21 protein-coding genes and 3 tRNA genes are annotated in these 22,669 nt (G+C 54.8%); 11 read left to right on the forward strand and 13 right to left on the reverse strand.

Annotation, left to right across the window (positions count from 1 at the left end; genetic code table 11):
• Positions 1 to 74 precede the first annotated feature (74 nt).
• Positions 75 to 1,481 (forward strand): 3-oxoacyl-ACP reductase, encoded by a 1,407-nt coding sequence (locus ACN0V1_RS12120; RefSeq protein WP_417545241.1) that lies wholly within the window; start codon positions 75 to 77, stop codon positions 1,479 to 1,481.
• Positions 1,482 to 1,523: 42 nt separating this feature from the next.
• Here ACN0V1_RS12120 and ACN0V1_RS12125 read toward each other — a convergent pair.
• The 4 genes from ACN0V1_RS12125 to ACN0V1_RS12140 form a co-directional block, all read right to left on the reverse strand.
• Positions 1,524 to 1,599, reverse strand: a tRNA-Val gene (locus ACN0V1_RS12125).
• Between the two features lie 20 nt (positions 1,600 to 1,619).
• A tRNA-Asp gene (locus ACN0V1_RS12130) sits at positions 1,620 to 1,696 on the reverse strand.
• Between the two features lie 69 nt (positions 1,697 to 1,765).
• Positions 1,766 to 1,841: transfer RNA gene (locus ACN0V1_RS12135), tRNA-Val, on the reverse strand.
• A gap of 132 nt (positions 1,842 to 1,973) precedes the next feature.
• Positions 1,974 to 2,942: a hypothetical protein gene (locus ACN0V1_RS12140; RefSeq protein ID WP_417545242.1), complete on the reverse strand. Its 969-nt coding sequence runs from the start codon at positions 2,940 to 2,942 to the stop codon at positions 1,974 to 1,976.
• A 173-nt stretch (positions 2,943 to 3,115) separates the two neighbouring features.
• Between ACN0V1_RS12140 and purE the strand changes: the two genes are divergently transcribed.
• The 6 genes from purE (at position 3,116) to ACN0V1_RS12170 (ending at position 10,517) form a co-directional block, all read left to right on the forward strand.
• Positions 3,116 to 3,607 (forward strand): 5-(carboxyamino)imidazole ribonucleotide mutase, encoded by a 492-nt coding sequence (gene purE, locus ACN0V1_RS12145; protein ID WP_417545243.1) that lies wholly within the window; start codon positions 3,116 to 3,118, stop codon positions 3,605 to 3,607.
• A gap of 174 nt (positions 3,608 to 3,781) precedes the next feature.
• Positions 3,782 to 4,900, forward strand: coding sequence for a 5-(carboxyamino)imidazole ribonucleotide synthase (locus ACN0V1_RS12150; protein ID WP_417545244.1), 1,119 nt, complete (start codon positions 3,782 to 3,784; stop codon positions 4,898 to 4,900).
• Between the two features lie 87 nt (positions 4,901 to 4,987).
• Positions 4,988 to 5,566: a superoxide dismutase [Fe] gene (gene sodB, locus ACN0V1_RS12155; RefSeq protein WP_417545245.1), complete on the forward strand. Its 579-nt coding sequence runs from the start codon at positions 4,988 to 4,990 to the stop codon at positions 5,564 to 5,566.
• A 264-nt stretch (positions 5,567 to 5,830) separates the two neighbouring features.
• Positions 5,831 to 7,891: a putative bifunctional diguanylate cyclase/phosphodiesterase gene (locus ACN0V1_RS12160; protein ID WP_417545246.1), complete on the forward strand. Its 2,061-nt coding sequence runs from the start codon at positions 5,831 to 5,833 to the stop codon at positions 7,889 to 7,891.
• Between the two features lie 23 nt (positions 7,892 to 7,914).
• Positions 7,915 to 8,502, forward strand: coding sequence for a LemA family protein (locus ACN0V1_RS12165; protein ID WP_417545247.1), 588 nt, complete (start codon positions 7,915 to 7,917; stop codon positions 8,500 to 8,502).
• Positions 8,503 to 8,513: 11 nt separating this feature from the next.
• Positions 8,514 to 10,517 (forward strand): M48 family metallopeptidase, encoded by a 2,004-nt coding sequence (locus ACN0V1_RS12170; RefSeq protein WP_417545248.1) that lies wholly within the window; start codon positions 8,514 to 8,516, stop codon positions 10,515 to 10,517.
• Between the two features lie 12 nt (positions 10,518 to 10,529).
• On the opposite strand, the gene gspD is transcribed toward ACN0V1_RS12170, so the two are convergent.
• From gspD to ACN0V1_RS12200, 6 genes are all read right to left on the reverse strand, one after another.
• Positions 10,530 to 12,485, reverse strand: a complete 1,956-nt coding sequence (gene gspD / locus ACN0V1_RS12175) for a type II secretion system secretin GspD (RefSeq protein ID WP_417545249.1) — start codon at positions 12,483 to 12,485, stop codon at positions 10,530 to 10,532.
• Positions 12,486 to 12,517: 32 nt separating this feature from the next.
• Entirely contained in the window at positions 12,518 to 13,378 is an 861-nt protein-coding gene (locus tag ACN0V1_RS12180) for a type II secretion system protein N (RefSeq protein ID WP_417545250.1), read from the reverse strand.
• Positions 13,375 to 14,166, reverse strand: coding sequence for a type II secretion system protein N (gspN, locus tag ACN0V1_RS12185; protein WP_417545251.1), 792 nt, complete (start codon positions 14,164 to 14,166; stop codon positions 13,375 to 13,377). Before gspN ends, ACN0V1_RS12180 begins: the two co-directional genes overlap by 4 nt.
• 175 nt (positions 14,167 to 14,341) lie before the next feature.
• Positions 14,342 to 15,994: a chaperonin GroEL gene (groL, locus tag ACN0V1_RS12190; RefSeq protein WP_417545252.1), complete on the reverse strand. Its 1,653-nt coding sequence runs from the start codon at positions 15,992 to 15,994 to the stop codon at positions 14,342 to 14,344.
• Positions 15,995 to 16,071: 77 nt separating this feature from the next.
• Positions 16,072 to 16,359, reverse strand: coding sequence for a co-chaperone GroES (gene groES / locus ACN0V1_RS12195; protein ID WP_072796755.1), 288 nt, complete (start codon positions 16,357 to 16,359; stop codon positions 16,072 to 16,074).
• Between the two features lie 192 nt (positions 16,360 to 16,551).
• Complete coding sequence (locus ACN0V1_RS12200) at positions 16,552 to 17,040, reverse strand: FxsA family protein (protein WP_417545253.1); 489 nt, start codon at positions 17,038 to 17,040, stop codon at positions 16,552 to 16,554.
• A gap of 90 nt (positions 17,041 to 17,130) precedes the next feature.
• Between ACN0V1_RS12200 and ACN0V1_RS12205 the strand changes: the two genes are divergently transcribed.
• From ACN0V1_RS12205 to ACN0V1_RS12215, 3 genes are all read left to right on the forward strand, one after another.
• The gene (locus ACN0V1_RS12205) at positions 17,131 to 17,892 is read left to right on the forward strand and encodes an SDR family oxidoreductase (protein WP_417545254.1); all 762 of its coding nucleotides are present in this window, start codon (positions 17,131 to 17,133) and stop codon (positions 17,890 to 17,892) included.
• A 72-nt stretch (positions 17,893 to 17,964) separates the two neighbouring features.
• Positions 17,965 to 18,207 carry a helix-turn-helix transcriptional regulator gene (locus ACN0V1_RS12210; protein WP_417545255.1) on the forward strand — a complete coding sequence of 81 codons (243 nt, stop codon included), beginning with the start codon at positions 17,965 to 17,967 and terminating at the stop codon, positions 18,205 to 18,207.
• On the forward strand, positions 18,197 to 19,363 hold the full coding sequence (locus tag ACN0V1_RS12215; protein WP_417545256.1) for a type II toxin-antitoxin system HipA family toxin: 1,167 nt from the start codon (positions 18,197 to 18,199) through the stop codon (positions 19,361 to 19,363). Before ACN0V1_RS12210 ends, ACN0V1_RS12215 begins: the two co-directional genes overlap by 11 nt.
• On the opposite strand, the gene ACN0V1_RS12220 is transcribed toward ACN0V1_RS12215, so the two are convergent.
• The 3 genes from ACN0V1_RS12220 to ACN0V1_RS12230 form a co-directional block, all read right to left on the reverse strand.
• Positions 19,338 to 19,643: an MGMT family protein gene (locus ACN0V1_RS12220; protein WP_291948545.1), complete on the reverse strand. Its 306-nt coding sequence runs from the start codon at positions 19,641 to 19,643 to the stop codon at positions 19,338 to 19,340. The genes ACN0V1_RS12215 and ACN0V1_RS12220 overlap by 26 nt on opposite strands.
• Before the next feature lie 5 nt (positions 19,644 to 19,648).
• Positions 19,649 to 20,995: an AmpG family muropeptide MFS transporter gene (locus ACN0V1_RS12225; RefSeq protein WP_417545257.1), complete on the reverse strand. Its 1,347-nt coding sequence runs from the start codon at positions 20,993 to 20,995 to the stop codon at positions 19,649 to 19,651.
• Between the two features lie 77 nt (positions 20,996 to 21,072).
• Positions 21,073 to 21,555, reverse strand: coding sequence for a YajQ family cyclic di-GMP-binding protein (locus ACN0V1_RS12230; protein WP_417545258.1), 483 nt, complete (start codon positions 21,553 to 21,555; stop codon positions 21,073 to 21,075).
• A gap of 116 nt (positions 21,556 to 21,671) precedes the next feature.
• On the opposite strand from ACN0V1_RS12230, the gene ACN0V1_RS12235 reads away from it, so the two are divergent.
• Positions 21,672 to 22,643: a response regulator gene (locus ACN0V1_RS12235; RefSeq protein WP_417545259.1), complete on the forward strand. Its 972-nt coding sequence runs from the start codon at positions 21,672 to 21,674 to the stop codon at positions 22,641 to 22,643.
• Positions 22,644 to 22,669 lie beyond the last annotated feature (26 nt).

The following is a 22,669-nucleotide window of genomic DNA, read 5'->3' on the forward strand; positions in this document are numbered from 1 at the left end:
ATCAAATAGCTGGCGGATTCTTTACTCTGTTAACCAACATGCTCCACACACCATAGCAACGCAAGGACGAAGCCATGTCTGACATCTACTTTAAACTTGTTAACACATCGGTTGGTAAAACCGCCGCGCAGTCCCTCGGCCTGCCCTCACCGGTGCCACTGAAACGACTCAAGCGCGCCGATCAGCCTTTTATTGAAGGCAACGTGCTGGTTGGCGCAGGCAATGGCGGCAAAGCTATTGCAACGATTGGTGGCGTTCTCAGCGCCAGTGCCGCGACTCTTTATCATGCCAGCGGCAAAGCAACTCTGGAAGACTCATCAAAAGCCGGTAATAAAGCGCAGGCGCTTGAGTTGGCTTCAGACACGGAAACAAAATATTCCGCTCTGGTTTTCGACGCCACCGGCCTGAAGAGCCCCGGAGACCTTCGCGCTCTGTACGACTTTTTCCACCCCACCATCAAAAAACTCGGTGCTAACGCCCGTGTTGTGATCGTAGGCCAGGATCCGGCCACTTGCCGCAAAGCGCCCCAGGCAGCAGCACAACAGGCTCTCGAAGGCTTTACTCGCAGTGTCGGCAAGGAAATTGGTAAAAAAGGCGCAATTGCGAATCTGCTCTGGATGGCGCCCAATGCCGAAAAACAGCTGGAGTCCAGCCTTCGCTTCTTCCTCTCTGCCCGGTCGGCTTACGTTTCTGGCCAGGTTGTGCGCATTGGCAAGACCACTAGCGCGCCAACAACCAACCCGGTTGCTCCGCTTTCGGGAAAAGTAGCGCTGGTCACAGGCGCATCGAGGGGAATCGGCGCTTCCATAGCAGAAATTCTGGCCCGGGATGGCGCCACGGTAGTCGGGCTGGACATTGAACCTGCCATGGCAGATCTGGAAAACGTGATGCGCGCCATCAAAGGCAAAGCCCTTTCCTGCGACATCACCGCCAACGACGCGCCGGCAAAAATCGCAGACTTTGTTGAAAAGCATTTTGGCGGAGTTGATCTGGTCATTCACAACGCCGGCATTACCCGCGACAAAACCCTGGGTAACATGCCCGAGCATTTCTGGGATATGACCATCGCAGTTAACCTGACCGCAGAAGAGCACATCAACGATGAACTCATGAATCGGGAGCTACTTCGCGAAGGTGGCCGCATTGTCTGCATCTCGTCCATCAGCGGCATCGCCGGCAACTTCGGACAGACCAACTATTCTGCGGCCAAATCCGGTGTCATCGGCTACGTGGAAGCCATGGCAAAACAGGTCAAGAACGGTATTACCATCAACGCCGTAGCCCCGGGCTTTATTGAAACCCAGATGACAGCGGCCATGCCTCTGACCTTGCGCGAAGCTGGAAGGCGAATGAACAGCCTGTCTCAAGGCGGACAGCCTGTGGATGTTGCAGAAACCATCGCCTGGTATTGCAGCCCTGCTTCTGGCGGCGTTAACGGGAACGTTGTGCGTGTGTGTGGTCAGTCACTGATCGGCAAGTAATAAAAAAGGGCAAGTCCAATGGACTTGCCCTTTTTCGGAATCTGGTGGGTGGTACTGGGATCGAACCAGTGACCCTCGCCTTGTAAGGGCGATGCTCTCCCAGCTGAGCTAACCACCCGGGAATAAATCAATAAATAGTGGCGGAGCGGACGGGACTCGAACCCGCGACCCCCGGCGTGACAGGCCGGTATTCTAACCAACTGAACTACCGCTCCACATCGATCCGGCATTAAGCCTGAATCGCGCATCGAACTCAAACGCCCGATGCCTGCCCTGAAAGAAAATGGTGGGTGGTACTGGGATCGAACCAGTGACCCTCGCCTTGTAAGGGCGATGCTCTCCCAGCTGAGCTAACCACCCACTCTGGCACCTTTCAAAGGCACTCACTTGATAGCGCTGGTGATGCCTGCTGACAGACGTCGTTGCTCGACCAAGTGAGAGGCGCATTTTAAGCATTTGCCCGGCGGTGTCAAATCTTTTTCCGGAAATCAGTTACCGGCTCGATAGCTGACTACGAAGCTGATTCACCTCCTCCGACAAGCGTACAAGGCGTGACGTAAGCTGGGCACGGGAAGAGTCAATCGCCTGAACGTTCTTCTTCACCGCTGCCAGCTCATTTTTGAGCGCCTGATCACCAGCATTGCCGGACAGGCCTGCCAGCTTCTTCTCCAGTACAGATAGCCGCCCTTCCATGCCACTGATCCCAAGCTTTTGCTCCTGTTCAAAACGGCGCACCCGCCGCTCAACAACCTGATCCACATCCGCCAACTGCTTGCTCAGAGCCGTCAACTGCTCCGTCGCCTGCCGGTTTGCGTCTTCCAAAGCCGCAACCGACGTCTCTGTCTGCTTCGTTAACGAGGCCAGATCCGCACCCAGGGACGTCCGGACTTTCTCAACCGCAGAGCCCACATCCGCCAATGCCTTTTTGCTTTCCGCGATCCCTGCCTCGGCAGCTGCAACCCGCTCCTGGTGATCATCCAGCCGCTTCTTGTTACGCTCGTTTGCAATGACCCACAGCTTGCGGATCTCACTGTTTGCCTCATTCAGCTGCTTCTTCTGGGATTCAATCTGATCCGTCAGGGACGCACCGCGCTCCTGCAGACTCTCCCCTGTTTCTGACAGATCACCTTCAAACCTCGCCAGCGCCAGCTTGCTCTGACGCGCCCAGTAATCCGCCTCCTCAAGCTGACTTTCCAGCACCTGAATCCGCTGATTCTGAGAATACCACCCCGCCACTGACGCAATAGCCACCGCAATAACCAGCAACCACAAAACCGCCAACCCCGACCGACCGCCTCCGTTACTGTTATCGCTGCCCTTTACCGGCTTCGGTGGCTTGGACTTCCCACCTACAGCCTCGGCTGACGATTTCGGTTTCTTCTGGGCTGGCGCCTTCTGCTCAGCGGCACCAAAAGGCCGTTCGGCTCTCAGTTCATCGTCATCTGGACGGATGGGTTCCATTACAGCTCCTGAATATGGACGGTTTAATTAATTGCCACCGATAATACATGCAGTTGTTGATAGGTTGAAATGACAAAGCCCCAACCGCGCCATGCACAGAAAGACCTTCCTTGCATGGTAGATAGCCAAAACATACAATGGCCGGCTTTCCAATTATCACAGGACAGTTGCGTATGCAGCCGCTTGTAGGACTTATCATGGGCTCCAAATCCGACTGGCCCACCATGGAACACGCCGCCAACATGCTCGAAAAACTCGGCGTCGCCTATGAAACCAAAGTCGTCTCGGCCCACCGCACCCCGGACCTGCTTTTCGACTACGCAAAAACAGCCTCCGGCCGCGGGCTGAAAGTCATCATCGCAGGTGCCGGCGGCGCAGCTCACCTGCCCGGCATGGTCGCATCACAGACATCCTTACCGGTACTGGGCGTACCCGTTCAATCCAAAGCGCTCAGCGGACTCGACTCACTGCTCTCTATCGTTCAAATGCCCGGTGGCATTGCCGTAGGCACCCTGGCTATCGGCAACGCCGGTGCCACCAACGCAGGCCTGTTGGCAGCGCAGATAATCGGAACCTCTGATACAGGCGTTCGTAAAGCCGTTGATGAGTTCCGTGCAACACAGACCCAAACGATTCTGGATAATCCCGATCCAAAAGAGCAGTGAATCCACTGACCAGTTCCGACCGCGCGGCTGGGGCGAGGCTTTCCAAAACTGTGCGGAGCCAGGGATGGCGGAGCCAAGCGTACACGGACGTATTCACAGCGTGTTTTGGAAAGCCTCGCCCCGGCCGTGCTGACCACCCAAAGTAAAATGCCCAACAGCGGCAGGAGAACACAAATGAGAATTGGTGTACTAGGCGCCGGTCAACTGGGAAGAATGCTTGCCCTCGCCGGATATCCGCTGGCCAAAACCTTTGTTTTCTATGACATGTCAGGCAGCCCCAGTGCCGGGTTGGGTGAAGTCATCATTGATCGCGAAGGCAAATACCTGGACGACTTCCTGTCGCGGGTCGATCGGGTCACCTACGAATTTGAACACCTGCCTGTCGAAGTTGCAGAAAAACTGGCGAAAGATAAGCCGGTTCACCCCTGCCCCCGCGCCCTGCAGGTGTGCCAGAACCGCGAAGCCGAGAAGACACTGTTCGGTGACCTTGGAATCCCCACACCCCAATGGAAGATTGCCGACAGCGCCGAATCCCTCAAAGCCGCTGCCGAAAGCCTGGGCTGCCCGGTCGTTGCCAAATCCAACACCGACGGCTACGACGGCAAAGGCCAAGCCGTCCTGAAAACCCCGGAAGACGCCGAAGCAGCCTGGGAGTCCATTGGTCACCCGCGACTGATGGTGGAGAAGTTTGTTGAGTTCAGCCGCGAAGTTTCCATCATTGCCGTGCGGGCAGAAGACGGCCAGTTGGCTTTCTACCCCATCGCCGAAAACGTTCATCACGACGGCATTTTGCGGTACTCGATTGCTCCTGCACCGAAACTGGAAAAACACGTTCAGGAAGATGCGGAGCGCTATATCAAAGCTCTGCTCAACGAACTCGGGTACGTAGGTGTACTTACGCTCGAGCTATTTGAAACTTCCGAAGGGCTGGTGGCAAACGAGATGGCGCCGCGGGTTCATAACTCGGGGCACTGGACCATCGAAGGCGCGATGACCAGCCAGTTCGAGAACCACATCCGAGCCGTGAGCGGGCACCCGCTGGGCAGCGTTGAACCCCGTGGCCTGAGCTGCATGATTAACATCATCGGTGAACATGGCGAAGTTGATCGCCTGCTGGAACTGCCTTACGCTCATGTTCATCTGTACAGCAAAGGTGAACGGCCGGGCCGAAAGCTTGGCCACGTTAACGTTTTGGCGGATAGCTACGCAGAACTGGTGTGGCGGGTAAGAAACTGCGTGCAGTTCCTGCCCGGCAGCCCGGAATTCACCAGTTCATTGAACCGGAAAGGCTGAATCAGCTTGTGGGGTTGATATCGCTCAAATCGCCCCTATATTAGAGCAGTAACACTCACCATAAGAGAGACCAGGGAGAACGATCTCATGGCATTTGAACTTCCAGCATTACCTTACGAAAAGAACGCACTGGAACCACACATCTCTGCTGAAACCCTCGAATACCATTATGGCAAGCACCACAACACCTATGTAACCAAGCTCAACGGCCTGTTTGAAGGTACTGACAACGCCAACAAGTCGCTTGAAGACATTATCAAAAGCGCCAGTGGCCCGCTGTTCAACAACGCAGCACAAGTATGGAACCACACCTTCTACTGGCACTGCCTGAGCCCGAACGGCGGCGGCGAACCTAAAGGTGCGGCTAAAGAAGCGATCGAAAAAGCCTTCGGTTCATTCGATAACTTCAAGAAAGAATTCAACGACAAGGCCGCCAACAACTTCGGTTCCGGCTGGACCTGGCTCGTCAAGAAAGCCGATGGCAGCGTTGCCATTGCCAACACAAGCAATGCCGAAACACCGCTGACCGGCGCTGACAAACCTGTGCTGACCGTGGATGTATGGGAGCATGCGTACTACATTGATTATCGCAACTCTCGCCCGAACTATCTGGAAGCATTCTGGAATCTGGTCAACTGGGATTTCGTAAACGAAAACCTGGCCTGATCATCCTGACTCGTTGCTCAGACGAAACCGGCAACGGCTGAATGCAAAACGCCCGCTTCAAGCGGGCGTTTTTTGTCTGACGGTTCTCTATATTTACAAATTGAAACGTCAGTATTCTCAAGTAATTGAAATAATCACTGATACAGTATGAAGTGCTGCTTAACCTGAATCCTAATCCGTACTGTCGGCAATGTGTTATGTTGAGCCGCCGGCACTTTTGGGCTACAAGAATACGGGCGCCTGGTAAACAGGCTACAGGTCTGAATGCAAACATCTTTTAAGGTCGAAAATCGCCTTGGCTACCGCATCCTTCGGTGGATACTCGCGGTTGCGCTGATCAGTGGCGTGGTCCTCAGTGCCATTCAGGTGGTGCTGGATGCCCATCGCGTATCAGAAGATCTGGACAGCCAGGCCAACCAGACCATTGCCATGGTTAAAGATGCGGCCACCCAAGCCGTGTTCAGCATAGACGCAGACCTGGCAAAACAGGTGGTCGACGGCCTGTTTGAGCGGGAAGCGGTGTACCTCGCTCAGATTCTTCACACCAATGACGAGCCCCTGAGCAGTCGTGCACGCCCCTTGACTGAAAGCGCTTTCCGACCGCTGATTAACTGGATTTTCGGTGCCGATCGCGAATTCCGTACAGAATTGGCACGCAAAGGCAATTCCGACACGGTATACGGTTATTTCGTCGTTCACTACGATACCTTACCGGCAGCGCATATGTGGCTGAGTCGGGCCATGGTCACCTTTACCTCGGTCATTGCCACGGCGGTGATTCTCGGCATGGTGCTGTTCTTCGTCTTTCACATGTTGCTGACCCGCCCGCTGTTGCGCATTGTGCATTCTGTAAAGCAGGTCGACCCGGCACGTCCGGATGACCGTCTGATCGACAAACCTGCAGGCCATGAGAAAGACGAACTCGGGCTTTGGGTGAGTGCGACCAACACCCTGCTTACTGCCATTGGTGACAGCCAGAAGCGCTATCGTGAAGCCGAAGACAAAGTAAACCGGCTTGCGCGCTACGACCAATTGACCGGACTGCTTAGCCGGGACAGCTTTATGGAGCTGTTAAAGACTGACCTCGAAGAATCGAAACGAAACCATACCCTGCTATCCGTGATCGTTTGCGGCATCGATGATTTCAAATCCATAAACGATCAATGCGGTTTTCGAACCGGAGATCAGACCCTGCAAACCGTTGCAGACCGGCTCACAAACAGCCTGAACGGCTCCCGCTTTGCAGTAGCCAGGCTTGGGGGTGATCAGTTTGTTATTGTCGAGAAAGGGCTCAAAGACGGTTTTCAGGCGGCTGACACTGCAGAAGCCATTCTGGCTGGAATCAGCGAGAGCATAGGGGTGGAAGGTCAGAACATTTCCATCACGGCTACTCTTGGCATCGCCCTTTACCCATCCGACGCCATCCAGCCAGACCGACTGTTACAAAGCGCCGAACAAACCATGATGCTGGCCAAGCAAAAGGGCCGCGACCACTTCCAGTTTTACGTGGCAAGCATCGATCAGGAAATCCGGGATCGCAAACAACTTGAGAAAGATCTTTCTCAGGCCTTGGCCCTTCACCAGTTCCATCTGGTTTACCAGCCACAGATAAACCTTTTAACGAAACGGGTCATTGGTGCAGAAGCACTGCTGCGTTGGGAGCACCCCGTGCGCGGCCTGGTTCCGCCGGACTACTTTATTCCCTTCGCGGAAAACAACGGCTCCATTGTAGAAATTGGCCAATGGGTGCTGGAACAGGCGTGCCTGCAGGCCAAGTTGTGGGCAGATAAGGGGCTGCCTCTGCGTATCGCCGTCAACCTTTCTGCGGTGCAATTACGCCAGGATCGGATTGTGGATGACATACTGGGTACGCTGAAACGCCACAACATTCCTGCAGGCCGGCTGGAGCTGGAAGTCACAGAGACCAGTTTCATGACCAACCTGGCGGACGCCGTCGCCAAGCTGTACGCCCTGAACCGGGCCGGCATCAGCATCGCCGTAGATGACTTCGGCACCGGCTACTCGTCCCTTACTTACCTGAAAAAAATGCCGGTTCAGCACCTGAAAATCGACAAACAGTTTATACGGGATCTGTTGGTTAACGAGGAAGACACTCAAATTGCCAACACCATTATCGACCTCGGCAAAAGTCTCAACATGACAGTGGTTGCGGAAGGCGTGGAAACCGCGGAACAGGAATATTATCTCAGCCAGCGTGGTTGCAAACTGGCACAAGGGTATTTCTTCAGCAAACCTCTGCGCCCTGCGGATTTTGAGACCTTTGTTCAGGGATTCCACCAGAAGATTCTGGAAAATAATACCTGAACCATTACCTGTGAGGAGTTGCCATGGGCACTACCGTTATCGGTCTGATCGTTATTGCCATCGCGGCAATCTATCTGGTTGTTATCTACAACCGCTTGGTGTCTCTGCGTAACCAGTTCAAAAATGGTTTTGCCCAGATTGACGTTCAGCTCCAACGCAGGCACGACCTGATTCCCAACCTGGTCGAAGCGGCCAAAGCCTACCTTACGCACGAGAAGTCAACGCTGACTCAGGTTACGGAAGCCAGAAACAGCGCCGTCAGCGCCCAGAAAGATGCCGCCAAAGATCCCGGAGACGGCACCAAAATCCAGCGCCTTGGTGGTGCCGAAAACCTGCTCACCAAAGCCCTCGCCAACTTTTATGCTGTGGCAGAGAATTATCCGGACCTGAAAGCCAATGAGACCATCCAGCAATTGATGGAAGAGCTTTCAAGCACCGAAAACCGGGTTTCCTTTGCCCGGCAGGCCTATAATGACGGCGTAATGAGCTACAACATTTTCCGCGAACAGTTTCCCAACAACCTTATTGCCGGCCTGTTTGCGTTCAAGGAAACCTCCCAACTGGAGCTTGAGTCTCCGGAGGCCCGCCAGGTGCCGAAAGTGGCCTTCTGAGGCTCTGAAACATGGCTCATCCCGGTTTTTTTCAACGCCAGGCCAGTGCCCGGCGCAACACCAGCCTGCTGGTATTTCTGTTTCTCACCGCGGTAGTGCTGATCACTCTCGCAGTGAGCCTGGTGGGTTATTTTGTCACCCGCAGTGAAACCACCGGACAACCCTTCCATTACTGGCTGCTCTCCAGCCACGGACTGATCACGGCCTCGGCTGTGATAACCCTCATATTTATAGGTTCGCTCATACGTTGGGTAGATCTTTCGGGAGGCGGGAGCCGCGTGGCAAAAATGGTCGGCGCACGGCCCATTGACCCCGACACCCGTGACGGCGATGAGCGCAAACTGCGCAATATTGTAGAGGAAATGGCCATTGCCAGCGGCGTAGCTGTACCCGAACTCTACATCATGGATAACGAAACCGGCATCAACGCCTTTGTAGCGGGGTACACGCCCGGTACTGCCGTTATGGTGGTTACTCACGGTTCCATCACGCAGTTAACCCGGGATGAACTTCAAGGCGTTGTGGGTCACGAATTCAGCCACATATTCAACGGTGACATGCGCCTGAACGTACGCCTCATCGCCCTGCTTTCGGGCATACTGATGATCGGCCAGATCGGCGGTTTCCTTCTCCGGGCGTCGTTTTACAGCGGCGGGCGATCATCTGCACGCAATCGTGATGGTCGCGCACAGGCGGTCATGGGGGTTCTTGGCGTGGCTCTGTTTGTAATCGGCTACGTGGGTGTGTTTTTCGGACGCCTGATTCAGGCTGCCGTCTCGCGCCAGCGAGAAACTCTCGCTGATGCCTCTTCGGTACAGTTTACCCGCAACCCCGATGGGATTGGCGGCGCCCTGTTCAAAATCGGGCTGCGAGGCAGCTATCTGGATACCACCGGCCACGCCAGTGACATGAACCACATGTGCTTCGGAGAAAGCGCACGCATGAAGTTCACATCGCTGCTTGCTTCCCACCCTCCGATTGAACAACGTATCAACGCGATCCAGCCGGGGCTGATGGCGCGCCTGAAAAGCCGCCTTCGGGATACAGAGCCTGGCGACGACCTGCGCGCGGCAACCTCCGGGCAAAGCTCCGCAGAGGCTTCCGGCTTCGCAGGTGCAGGCACAAACAGGCACGGTTCCGTCTCCGGCCGGCGCACATCACATTCAGGCTCGGCCATCGCAACGTCGGTGGCAGCCCCGGAGATTGCACAAAGGCTTTCAGAAAGAGTCGGCACAATCAGCCCGGAAGGCGAAGACTTTGCCGTTCATCTCCTGCAACGTTTGCCATCAACCTTCCGCGGCTTGCTGTATACCCGGGCCGGTGCCATCCAGCTCTGTTATGCCATGCTCATCAGCGATCTGAACGACCAACAACAAGCTGAACGCCTCAAATTGCTTCCCGACCATTCGTTGCTTGGAGCACAATCAGACCTGCTGGCAAAACTGATCCCGACACTTCAGAACCTTGGGGAGGCTGTGCGTTTCCCGGCTCTGGAACTCGCTATGCCAGCGCTACGTAAGCTGGATCCTCTCGAACGTGCCGAACTGATTGGAAACGTCAGAAAACTGGTGGATGCAGACAATCGGGTCACGCTCTTCGAGCTGTCGCTTACCAGCTTCCTCTCCCGCCATCTGGGCGCGGATGCAGAACGTGCAATACCTGTGCACCACCGTAGCTACAAAACGGTGATGCCGGCACTACAAAGGGTTCTGAGCTTGCTGGCAAGAGCAGGGGCAGGCGACGATCAGAAAACAGACATCTTGTACCACGAGGCCATCGCAGGCTTCGCCAGCAATGGCAAAAACGACTACCCGGTAATGGTTAAGGTTACGATGCGACAGTTACAGGAAGCACTGAAAGCGCTGAATGGTCTTTCACCCCTGCTCAAGCCCGCCGTTATCGATGCCTGCGGGCACTGCATCACTTACGATAGCGTTATTGATGTGCGGGAATACGAGCTGATGCGGTTAGTGGCGGACCAGATGGATTGTCCGATGCCGCCGATGACCATTTAAACAACGCCGGTATCATTCCAGCAGCTTATTCTCGCCGGTGTTAAACAGGATATCGATATCCGGATTGGCCCGCATCTCCGGCAAGCCCAACTTGTTGCGGATATCCAGATTCACCTCCCACAGTTTGTTGAACTTCTCGGAGGTAGCCGCAACGGCCTCAGTCTTCCCAAGCAGGATCTTCGGCCGCAGGAACACCAGCAGGTTGCGCTTTATCCGGCGTTCAGACTCCGATGAGAACAAACGGCCGATAAAAGGAATATCGCCCAGCAGGGGAACCTTGCTCTTGTTTACCTGGTAGTCTTCGCGGGTCAGGCCTCCAAGCACAATGGTTTCGCCATCATCCGCCAGTACGGTTGTTTTTATTTCACGCTTGTTGGTCACAATGTCCGACGCATCTTCAATACTGTCGGCAACACTCTCTGTGGTCTGCTCAACCACCAGCCTCACCAGGCCATCAGCGCTTATGGTCGGGGTCACTTTCAGGGTAAGGCCAATATCCCGACGCTCAATCGTGGTAAAAGGATTAGTCGTGCCATCCCCTGTGACTGTCGATTGCCCGGTACGGAAAGGTACGTTCTGACCCACGATAATTTCTGACTCCTGGTTATCCAGGGTGATGATGCTCGGTGTCGAAAGCAGGTTGGCCGCTGCAGAGGTTGAGAGCGCTTGTAAAAGGATGCCCCAGCTCACACCGCTTTCATTTCTCTGGCCGGCACCGACGGTAATACCCCCTACTGCCGGCGAAATAACGGATTCACTCAGTATTGCGCCCAGCACATCGCCCAGGCTGCGGCCAACGTTGCCAAAGTTTGTTCCCATAACCGGAGTCGAAGACCCAGACTCATCACCAACGGCCACCTGAACCCCAAGATCCTGGCCCAGCTCATCACTGATCTCAACAATCGCCGCCTCAATCATCACCTGAGCACGACGCACATCCAGGGCCGCCACAATCTCTTCGGCTTCCTGCATCAGCGAAGGCTCGCCGCGAACCACCAGAGCGTTCAGCCCTTCATCGGCAAACACTGCGAAATTGCCCTGAGGCCTGTTCATAGCGCCGCCACCGGCCGTACCTGTGGCACCTTCCTTGACGAGTTCACCCATGACGCCCTTGAGGATCTCAGTCAGATTCTTGGCATCGGCGTGTCTGAGACGGATAACCTTGGTTGCGCCGCCGCTGGCAGAGGGCTGGTCCAACTGAAAGATCAACCCACGCATCTTGTTTCTGAAAGATTCATCCCCACGGAGAATCAGGCGATTGCTGCGCTCATCTGCAGTGACACTGTACTTTCTTGAGGCGCTTTCGTTGCCGGCACGGCCTAGCTCATCCGGCGCAAGCTCCTGCAAAAGAACCACCATATCCCCTACCCAAGCTTCCTTGAGCTTGATCACTTCCACTTCGTATTTGGAGGGGCTGTCGAGCTCCCGGACAATCTGCTCAATCCGCTGAATATTGGATGAATGATCACTGATAATCAGCGCATTGGCGGCGGCCACTCCAGCCAGGTGGCCATACTTTGCCACCAGCGGCCGCAGGATGGGCACCAGCTCCAGCGCGTTCGCGTTATCGATCTGGATAACCCGGGTAATAAGCTGTTCGGAGGGTATACTCGGGAAACGGCCAAGGGCTTCGGCGGACTGTTTCGCATCCACCTGCTGCACCACCTTTATAACCTCTTCTCCGGGAATGGCAGTGAAACCGTGAACGTTCAGCACCGCGAGAAACAGATCATAAATCTCATTCTTGTTCATCGGCGCACTGGAAAGGACGGTAACCTTACCTTTCACTCTGGGATCCACTACAAAACTGTAACCGGTAATATCCGCCACCTGGGTAACAAAGGCGCGGATATCCGCATCTTTCAGGTTCAGCCTCCAGGTTTCCTCCTGGCCGTACGCCATCGACATCAAGGGAAGAAGAACTAGCAGAGCCAAGGCCCGCAGAAAGTTGGTCTTATAATTATACATCTGGCGATTTCGTCCTGTATCGATGAACCCGGTCAGCGCCACTGCTCAGGTATGGCATAACTTATCGTGAGGATGGACCCGTCACGTTCAATTTCTATATCCAGACTGGCCTGGCCGCGCCAGCTTTCCAGCAGCGACCGATCCTGTTGCACATCCCCCAGGCGCTGCCCGTTGATGGCGGTAATTACATCTCCGGGTTTCAGATTCACCGCGTTCAGCATGGCGTTGGAACCGTCATATACGTAGCCTGAACTCCCGCTGTCATCAGCGGGACTAAGACCATAAGGCATCAAGGCCTCAGCACCGGCGCTGTCCAATTGCTGCCTGGCGTTTTCAAGAAATGCTTCCGGTGAGGATTCTGCCGGCTCCGGGGCTGCCTCTGCAACCATGGTGGAGCTGTCGTCTTCTTCAAACGTCAGTGATTCGTAGCGACCGCCTCGGCGAATCAGTATGCGCCCAGGCTCCACCTCTGCCAACTCGGCATTGCCTGGCAGCAAATCGCCTACCCGATACCATGCAGTTTCACCGTTACTGCCGGCCACTATAGCACCTGAATCTTCCGGGCGCTGTCCTACCAGAACGCCTTGAAGCCTGAGCTTTAACCCGGTTTCTGGCGCCGAACGCTTGGCAGCCTCAGCCACCTCCCCCGATACTTCCGGTCGGCCAAATAATTCGTAGCTGGCCATCGGATAGCCGCCGGAGCTCCCCGAAAGCGAGGCTCGCGATGCGCTAACGGAAGGTGCGACTGCAACCGACTTGTCGCTCCAGGCAAAAAACCAGGTAGCCTTCGCCATAACCACACCCAGATAGATCACCAACCCCACTAGCAACAGGTTGGCGACCACTTTCGCAATCCGGTGCTGGGTGTCGGGGGTCAGCTTGGCAAACATCATTGCGCTCCCGGAAGCAATGGCTGCCTTACACGGAACACAACATCGTCCGGGCTGGCTGAATCCGGCCAGGGCTGACCGGCAAGGTCAATCATGCGCTTATAGACCCGCAACTCCATCATTCCGTTCCAGAGAATACTGGCGTCCGCTGCCGGGCCGCTGCCCGTCTGCTCCGCAATTACCAGAGCCACACCGCCATCGGTGGTGTCGATGCTCGCCCGCATGGGCGGAAACTGCGCCTGCCCTGTCTGGTTGCCCATAGGCCAGCTCACCCTGCCGCCAGCCCACCGACCAACGCCATCTGCAAGAACAATACGGTCGTCTGCCCATTCCAGTTGCAGGCGATCAATACTCACGTCGCCTTCAATCATGGCGCCACCGCTGCGCCGAATCAGTTCTTCAAACTCCGCCACAGCAATGTTGCCGCGTGCGTTCAGGCGCGCATTACCCGGCCACCCCACAGCAATATCACCAGAAATCGCAGATTGAAGAGTTTCCACCGAAATCCGGACGGGCTGCTCCAGAGCAGTCAAAGAAGGCCAGCCCAACTGCCACTTAACACGCATCGGAAAACCAGCAACAACAACGCCCGCCGCACCATCCCAGACCTTGCCCGCCACCTGTCGAACCTGAACCTGAGGGGGGAGAGAAATGTGCGGCGAAGCCTGGTGCCAAATCCAGCCAGCGGGAATAAAAACGATCAGTGCCCCGAGATAGACAAGCACCCCGAGCGACACAAGAAGCAATAACTTGCCGGGGCGTAGAAAAGGTTTGGGTTCAGCGTCACTCATTCAGTTACACACAGACAGTAGACCGGTAGCCGAGTCTAGCAAACGCCTTGGCCAAGTTCATGAGAAAAAAACAAAAACCCCGCGTCAGTGTGAACCAACGCGGGGTTTTTAAAGGCAGATCAAGCCACGACCCGGAATTTGAGACGTGGCCGGAATCAGCTCGGTATGAACGGCATCACATCATGCCGCCCATGCCTCCCATTCCGCCCATTCCACCCATATCTGGCATACCACCACCGGCTTTCTCGTCATCCGGCTCATCTGCAACCATCGCCTCAGTGGTGATGATCAACGAGGCTACAGATGCTGCAGCCTGCAGCGCAGAACGGGTAACCTTGGCTGGATCCAGAATACCCATCTCCAGCATGTCGCCGTACTCTTCAATCGCTGCGTTGTAGCCAAAAGAGCCTTCGCCTTCGCGAACCTTGGCAACAACAACAGAAGACTCACCGCCAGCGTTGGAAACGATCTGGCGCAGAGGAGCTTCCATGGCACGGCGCAGGATGTTTACACCGGCTTTCTGCTCTTCGTTGATGGCATCAACCTTGTCCAGCGCAGCGATAGCGCGGATCAGAGTTACACCACCACCCGGTACAATGCCTTCTTCAACGGCAGCACGGGTAGAGTGAAGGGCGTCTTCAACGCGGGCCTTCTTCTCTTTCATTTCCACTTCAGAACCCGCACCTACCTTGATGACGGCAACGCCGCCAGCCAGCTTGGCCACACGCTCCTGAAGCTTCTCTTTGTCGTAGTCTGAGGAGCTGTCTTCAATCTGCTTGCGCACCTGCTCAACACGGGCTTGGATATCAGCCTGCGCACCGGCACCGTCGATGATGGTGGTGTTTTCCTTGGTCAGGTTTACACGCTTGGCTGTGCCGAGATCATCCAGAGTGGTGTTCTCAAGGCTCAGACCAACTTCTTCGGAAATCACAGTACCGCCGGTCAGAATGGCGATATCCTGCAGCATTTCCTTGCGGCGATCGCCAAAGCCCGGCGCCTTGACAGCGGCGACTTTCACAATGCCACGCATGTTGTTCACAACCAGTGTCGCCAGAGCTTCGCCTTCAATGTCTTCGGCGATGATCATCAGCGGCTTGCCAGCTTTGGCAACAGCTTCCAGCACCGGGAGCAGTTCACGGATGTTGGAAATCTTCTTGTCGACCAGCAGCATGTACGGGTCATCAAGTTCAACAGACATGTTGTCCTGGTTGTTGATGAAGTACGGAGACAGGAAGCCGCGATCAAACTGCATACCTTCCACTACATCCAGCTCATCTTCCAGGCCACGGCCTTCTTCAACCGTTATAACACCTTCTTTGCCCACTTTTTCCATCGCATCGGCGATAAGCTGACCAATTGTCTCGTCGCCGTTGGCGGAGATGGTACCTACCTGAGCAATAGCGCGACTGTCGTCGCAAGGCTTGGCCATTTCACGAATGGCTTTTACGGCTTCTGCAGTGGCCTTGTCGATGCCACGCTTGAGATCCATCGGGTTCATGCCGGCAGTCACTGCCTTCACGCCCTCGTTAACAATGGACTGGGCCAGAACGGTCGCAGTGGTGGTGCCGTCACCGGCAGTTTCGTTGGCCTGGGAAGCAACTTCCTTCACCATTTGCGCGCCCATGTTCTCGAACTTGTCCTTCAGTTCGATTTCTTTGGCGACCGATACACCGTCTTTGGTGATGACCGGAGCACCGAAAGACTTTTCCAGAACCACGTTACGGCCTTTGGGACCGAGTGTTACCCTAACTGCGTCCGCTAGAATATTGACGCCTGCGACCATGCGCTTGCGGGCGCTATCACCGAATTTGACTTCTTTTGCTGACATGTTTCTATTCCTGTTCGTTAAACCGAATTCGTTCAATCAATCGGATAAATGACTGTTCGTGCGAATTGCTTCAGCGATCACTCAAGCACGCCGTAAATATCGCTCTCACTCATGATGAGCAGCTCTTCGCCGTCAATTTTCACGGTGTTGCCGGCGTACTGGCCAAATACCACGGTGTCACCCGCTTTGACTGCCAGCGCGCGAACGTCGCCATTTTCCAGAACGCGACCATTGCCAACGGCAACAACCTCACCCTGGGAGGGCTTCTCTTTGGCGTTACCCGGCAGCACGATGCCACCGGCAGTTTTCTCTTCTTCTTCCTTACGGCGTACAACGACACGATCGTGTAGCGGACGAATCTTCATTGCTCGGCTTCTCCAATAGTCAGATTAATGTGGCAATGACATTTGCTGTTGATGGCCGGATTGTTGTTTCAATCCGACAAAATTGCCCGGCTTCTAACCTGCTGTTCTCAGCTGGTATCAGCCTGCGGCGAACTTGTGGGATCTATGTGGGGCCCGCACCGGGGTTTTCAACACCCCGCCTCATAAATTTTTTCATTTTTTATCAAGGCGCTCGTGCCTGGTTTTGGTCTCATCCCGATACTCACCTTCAATGATGTCGCCGTTGCTATCCCGGTCAAACGGATTCTGGCCTCCACCGGCACGGAAATAGAACCCACCGCTCTTGCTTGACGTCACCATGCGCTTCAACGCCTGAGCAGCCAGCCAGTGACGGGTAAACGGAATAAGGCAGAGAAATCCAATCGTATCGGTGATAAATCCGGGCGTGAGCAGCAGCACACCACCAACAGCAAGAATCAGCCCTTCGGCAACTTCTTTCGCGGGCAACTCACCGCTGTTCAGGCGTTGGTTGGCTTTGAGCAGCGTTGCCAGGCCTTGCTGGCGCAGCAACCAGGCACCAACAACCGCCGTCAGCAGTACGAAGCCGATGGTATTGAACACACCAATCATGCCTCCTACCTGAATGAGCACCGCCATTTCGGCGATCGGCATAACAATGAAAACAAATAATAATATAGACATCAGGCTCTCGCGGTCTGGCTAAGGTCATTTCAAGGTCTGGTATACTCGCAGCCTTTCCAGTATCACCTTCTCTTTAATTTAGGGCAAAACATGAAACTTCAAGATTCCGTAATTGCAATCACCGGTGGTGGCCAGGGTCTGGGTCGCGCCATGGCAGAGTACCTGGCAGCGAAAGGCGTAAGGCTGGCCCTGATTGACCTGGTACCAGAGAAACTTGACGAAACTGCCGCAGCCTGCAAAGAAGCCGGCAGCGAAGCGAAAACCTACGTGTGCAACGTTACGAAGGAAGACGAAGTAGAGAAAGCCTTTGCAGCCATCGTAGAGGATTTCGGGCAGCTAAACGGTCTGGTTAACAACGCCGGGATACTGCGCGATGGCCTGCTGGTCAAGGTGAAAGACGGCCAGATTGTGAAGCGCATGGAGTTATCCCAGTGGCAAGCCGTTATCGACGTTAACCTTACCGGTGTTTTCCTGTGTGGCCGCGAAGCCGCCACCCAAATGATCAACTGCGACAGCAAAGGCGTCATCATCAACATTGCCTCCATTTCCCGTGCCGGCAACATGGGCCAGAGCAACTACTCCGCCGCCAAAGCCGGTATCTCTGCACTGGTGCCGGTGTGGGCAAAAGAGCTTGCGCGCTATGGCATCCGCTGCATGGGCATTGCACCGGGATTTGTAGGAACAGAAATGACCGAATCAATGAGGCCGGAAGTACTCGATAAATTGATTGCAGGTATCCCCCTCAAACGAATGGGTAAACCAGAAGAAATTGCGTCGGCTGTCGCCTTTATCCTGGAAAACGATTACTTATCCGGTCGGATGATCGAGGTAGACGGCGCGATGCGGATTTAACTGATTAAAATACTTTACAAAATCAGAACGATTACTATTATGTAAAGTAAATTAGCCAAAGCATCTGCCCAAATGGATTACCAAACGTTAGGCAAGACAATCTCAACCCTGCGCCAGCAGCATGGGGTGTCTCAACAAAAAATGGCTGAGCACCTTGGCATCTCCCGCGCCACGATCAATGCACTTGAAAACGGTCGATCGGGCGACATTGGCATACGCAAGGTTATGAAAATACTGGATTACTTAGGCAAGGAACTGGCCCTTCGGGATAAATCTCCCTTCCCTACTCTTGAGGAGCTAAGGGATGCGCAATGAATTGAACGTTTGCGTTGAAGGGCGTCCCACAGGGAATCTGTTCCAGGAAACAGACGAACTCATATTCCGATATAACGAGGCAGCTCTACCCGACCAGTTTGTTTCGCTCACCATGCCCGTGCGCCGGAAGGATTACAGCCATCCTCACTTGCACCCGGTATTCGAGATGCACCTGCCTGAGGGCTACCTGCTCTCAATCATCAAAAAACAATTCGCCAAAATTACAGAGACCGACGACTTCGGACTTCTCAGATTGCTTGCCCCCAATGTTCGGGGGCGCGTTGAGTACGCACGTAATGACCAATCTGAAAAGTCGCCCCTGCACCTGGATACCCTTCTGCATTCCGGTAATCCGGGATTATTTGAAGAACTGGTTTCGCGTTTTGCACTGCGCTCCGCACTGAGTGGCGTTCAACCCAAGGTGCTGGCGCAACTTGAGAACAAAGCCACTCTGCGCCTGGATGACTTCATTGTTAAAGCCTGGGGAGCAGACTACCCCGCCCTGGCCCTGAATGAATACTGTTGCATGCTTGCCTGCCAATACGCGGGAATTCCGGCACCGGAGTTCTATCTCTCCGACGACGAATCCCTGTTTATCATGAAGCGGTTCGATCTCAGAGACGACGGAAGCGCGCTGGGTTTTGAGGATATGTGTGTCCTTCAGGCAAAGCAGCGAGAAGACAAGTACACAGGTAGCTATGAACAAATCGCAAAAACAATAAAGACCTTTGTAAGCCCTGAAAACAAACGGGCTTCGCTGGAGCAGTTCTTCAAAATGCTTGTAATCAGCAACGCACTGCAAAACGGGGATGCACACCTGAAAAACTTTGGTCTGGTTTACGAGAGCATCTCTTCAGTAAGGCTTGCACCTGCTTACGACATCGTCTGCACCACAGCCTATATTAACCAGGATATTCCAGCACTAACGCTCGCGGGCAGCAAAAAATGGCACTCCCGCATGACACTTGAACGCTTCGGAATGCAGGCTTGCGATCTGACGGCATCGAGAGTCAGTGCAGTTTACGAAGAGTGCCGACAAGCCCTGAAAAAGCTATCGCCTTACATCGCAACCCGGCTTACTCAGAACCCGAACGGTGAGCAGTTAACGGTGCTTGAACACCTGCAGACTCTTATTGCCAACGAAACCGGCGCATAGCCACCCGGCCATTGACCACTTCCACGCCCTCGGCTTCCAGTAAGCCGACCTGCTTGCAGTATGTCTCGGAGCCTTCCGGGAAGGCTATCTGGCCATTGCTGCGAATAACCCGATACCAAGGCACTGAGTGGCCTTGCGGGAGCTTGCCGAGCGCCCTGCCGATGTAGCGTGCCTGGCGACCGAGACCAGCCATCTCGGCGACCTGGCCGTAGCTTGCGACCTTACCCGGTGGGATTGCGAGTACGACCTGCCAGATTTTCTGATCTTTGCCCGGTTCCATACACTTTACCCGCTTGCTGTCTGCCCAGCGTCTGCACTGTCGTTACCAGAATGGTCGGGCGCCAGCGCATCCAGCCTGTCGCCCTGGCGAATCAGGAACAGAGCCAGCAAAATCGCGGGGATGCCCATCAGACCCGCCACAAGAAAGAACTCCGCATAACCAAAACCCGCAACAACCATCCCCGAGAACCCGCCCAGAAACTTCCCGGGCAGCGTCATCAGAGAACTGAACAGCGCATACTGTGTAGCTGTAAAAGACGCGCTGGTCATGCTCGAAAGCCAGGCAATCAAGGCCACATTGGCGATGCCGCCGCTGAGGTTATCGGCACTCACCACCGCCGCCAGGGTGATCAGGTTGGGCGGATACTGAGCCAGAAATACAAACAGAAGATTCGTGGCCGCGGTCATGATCGCACCGACCAACAATATCTTCCTCGTGCCATAGCGCACAACCAGAACTCCGCCGGCCAAAGAACCGGCGATGGTCATGAAGAACCCGAAGATTTTGGTGACATCCGCAACCTCGGTTTTGCTGAAACCCATAAAATCGAGATAGAACGGATTGGCCATCACACCCATGGCAATATCAGAAATGCGGTAAACCGCCACCATCACCAGAATCGCAATGGAAAGCTCTTTATAGCGCCGGAAAAAATCCAGAAAAGGCCCGGCAATTGCGGCATAAAACCAACCTGCAAAGCGAGCCAACCCTGGGCTTAAATGGGTACGCTTTGCCGCTTCCATTTCGATTTTTTGAGCGATGTCCCGGGCGGCAGCAAAATGGTTCACCGTCGGCTCGCGCACAATCAGCACGGTCAAAACACCGACACCCACCAACGCGGCCATCACTTCATAAGACACCTGCCAGGACCAGAACTCTGCCAGATACAGCGCACCTGCACCGGCTACCAGCAAGGCCAGCCGATAGCCAAAGATATACGTTGCTGCCAGAGCGGCCTGAAGCCGCTCTTCGGCAATTTCAATGCGGTAGGCATCAATAGCCACATCCTGAGTGGCGGATGAAAACGCCACCAGCAAACCGCAAAGCGCCATCATTTCGGGTGCTGCAGTAGCGTCGACCTGAGCCATCAAATACAGGCCGGTCGCAATCCCCGTCTGTGCCAGCAGTATCCAGCTTCTGCGCTTCCCCAGCAGCCTGTCCAATATCGGCAGCTTCAAACGGTCGACCACTGGAGCCCAGAACACCTTGATGGAATAGGTTATCCCCAGCCAGCTGAAGAATCCGATGGTCGCGGTTTCCACACCAACGTCCGCAAGGCGAGCGTTTAGCGTGGAGAACACCAGCAAAAACGGCAACCCGGCAGAAAAACCGAGAAACAATAACGCAATCACCTGCCAGCGAGTGTAGGTGTGGAATGTATCCCGGGTCAGTGCCAGGCGATTGCCGGTTGAAATGGTGAGCCTCCGGATCAGTCTCGGAAATTATTGAACTGCAGTGGTACATCGAGCTCGGTCTCACGCAGCAGGGCAATCGCCGTTTGCAGATCATCCCGCTTTTTGCCGGTTACACGAACTTTGTCACCCTGGATGCTGGACTGCACTTTCAGCTTGGCGTCCTTGATCAGCTTCACGATCTTTTTCGCCATGTCGGTTTCAAGGCCCTGCTTCAGCACGAAATGCTGCTTCACCAGCTTGCCGGATTTGCTTTCTCCGCTTTCAGAAAGCGCGCGGCCATCAATATCGCGGCTGGCAAACGCCATGCGCAATATGTCAATCAACTGCTCCAGCTGAAACTCCTGCTCGGCACTGACCGTCACGCCCTTATCATCCTGCTCAATGTCTGCATCTACGTTTTTGAAATCCCAGCGGTTGCCAAGATCTTTCCTGGCTTTATCCACCGCGTTGGTGACTTCGTGCATGTCAATTTCGGAAACAATATCAAAAGAAGGCATGGTCGTTATTCTCCTGTCGTTGTAGCGAGTATACTGTCGACGTTATAAGTAGAGGCAAGCATACCAAGCCCCGCTAACCGCCGCATCTGACAACGGACTGTAAAAAGTAGACAATCATGCCAAATCTGGACCTTCCAATACTTGTAGTAGACGACGCGAAATTCAGCAGTATGGTGGTTGGCCGCACCCTGCGAAATGCCGGTTATCGCGACGTACGTATCGCCAATGACGCACTGGCCGCTCTCGCACTGATGAAACAGCGCCCGGTAAGTGTACTGATCGCAGACTGGCTGATGCCGGAAATGGACGGGCTGGCGTTAACCGATCAGGTCCGCCAACAGGATGAGCGGAACAACCACTACACCTACGTGATGCTGCTGACCGCCCGGGAAAGTGTCGCCGCTTTAGCGGAAGCGTTTGACCGGGGCGTGGATGATTTCATCTACAAATCTGACATGACCAAGCAACTGATCCCCAGGATTTTCGCCGCTGACCGCATGGCAGAGCGCCAGAACACGCTACTGCGCGCCAATGCCCTGCTGATCGAGAATAACCGGGAGCTGGAATCCAGCAACATCATCGACCTTGAAACCGGGCTTTGCAACAACCGATATGGTCGGGACCGGCTAACCAAGATACTGCGCCATGCTGAATCCCGGGGCGGCGCGTCGGCATACCTGCTCTGCGGCATTCGCAACTGGCAAGAACTCAAACGCAAGCACCCACACACCGTCATGAATGAATTGTCGGTGGGCATTGCGCGCAGGCTCAGCACCTTGATTCGCCCCATCGATGTTCTGTGCCGGGTCGGTGATAATCAATTTGCGATCATTGCCTACTTCCCGAACAGCGATCACTGCACAACAACCGCCTTTCGCCGGGTGTTTGATGGCATTAACCACAAGGCGCTGAAAACCACAGCCGGGTATATTTCTATAGAAGCAGGCATGGTGCTTTGCAAAGCCGACGCCCAGAACGGAACGCCATCCGTTCAGGATATGGAACGGGCCTCGGTGCATGGCCTGGTTGATGCCTATGAGACTCGCCGGTTTACCGAGACCGCACCAAAGATCGGCGTAAGCGCCTGAGCGAGCAAACAGTCCGTAACACTGAG

Origin of the sequence: Marinobacter sp. (assembly GCF_048266785.1) — a bacterium.
In the GTDB taxonomy this organism is placed as follows: domain Bacteria; phylum Pseudomonadota; class Gammaproteobacteria; order Pseudomonadales; family Oleiphilaceae; genus Marinobacter.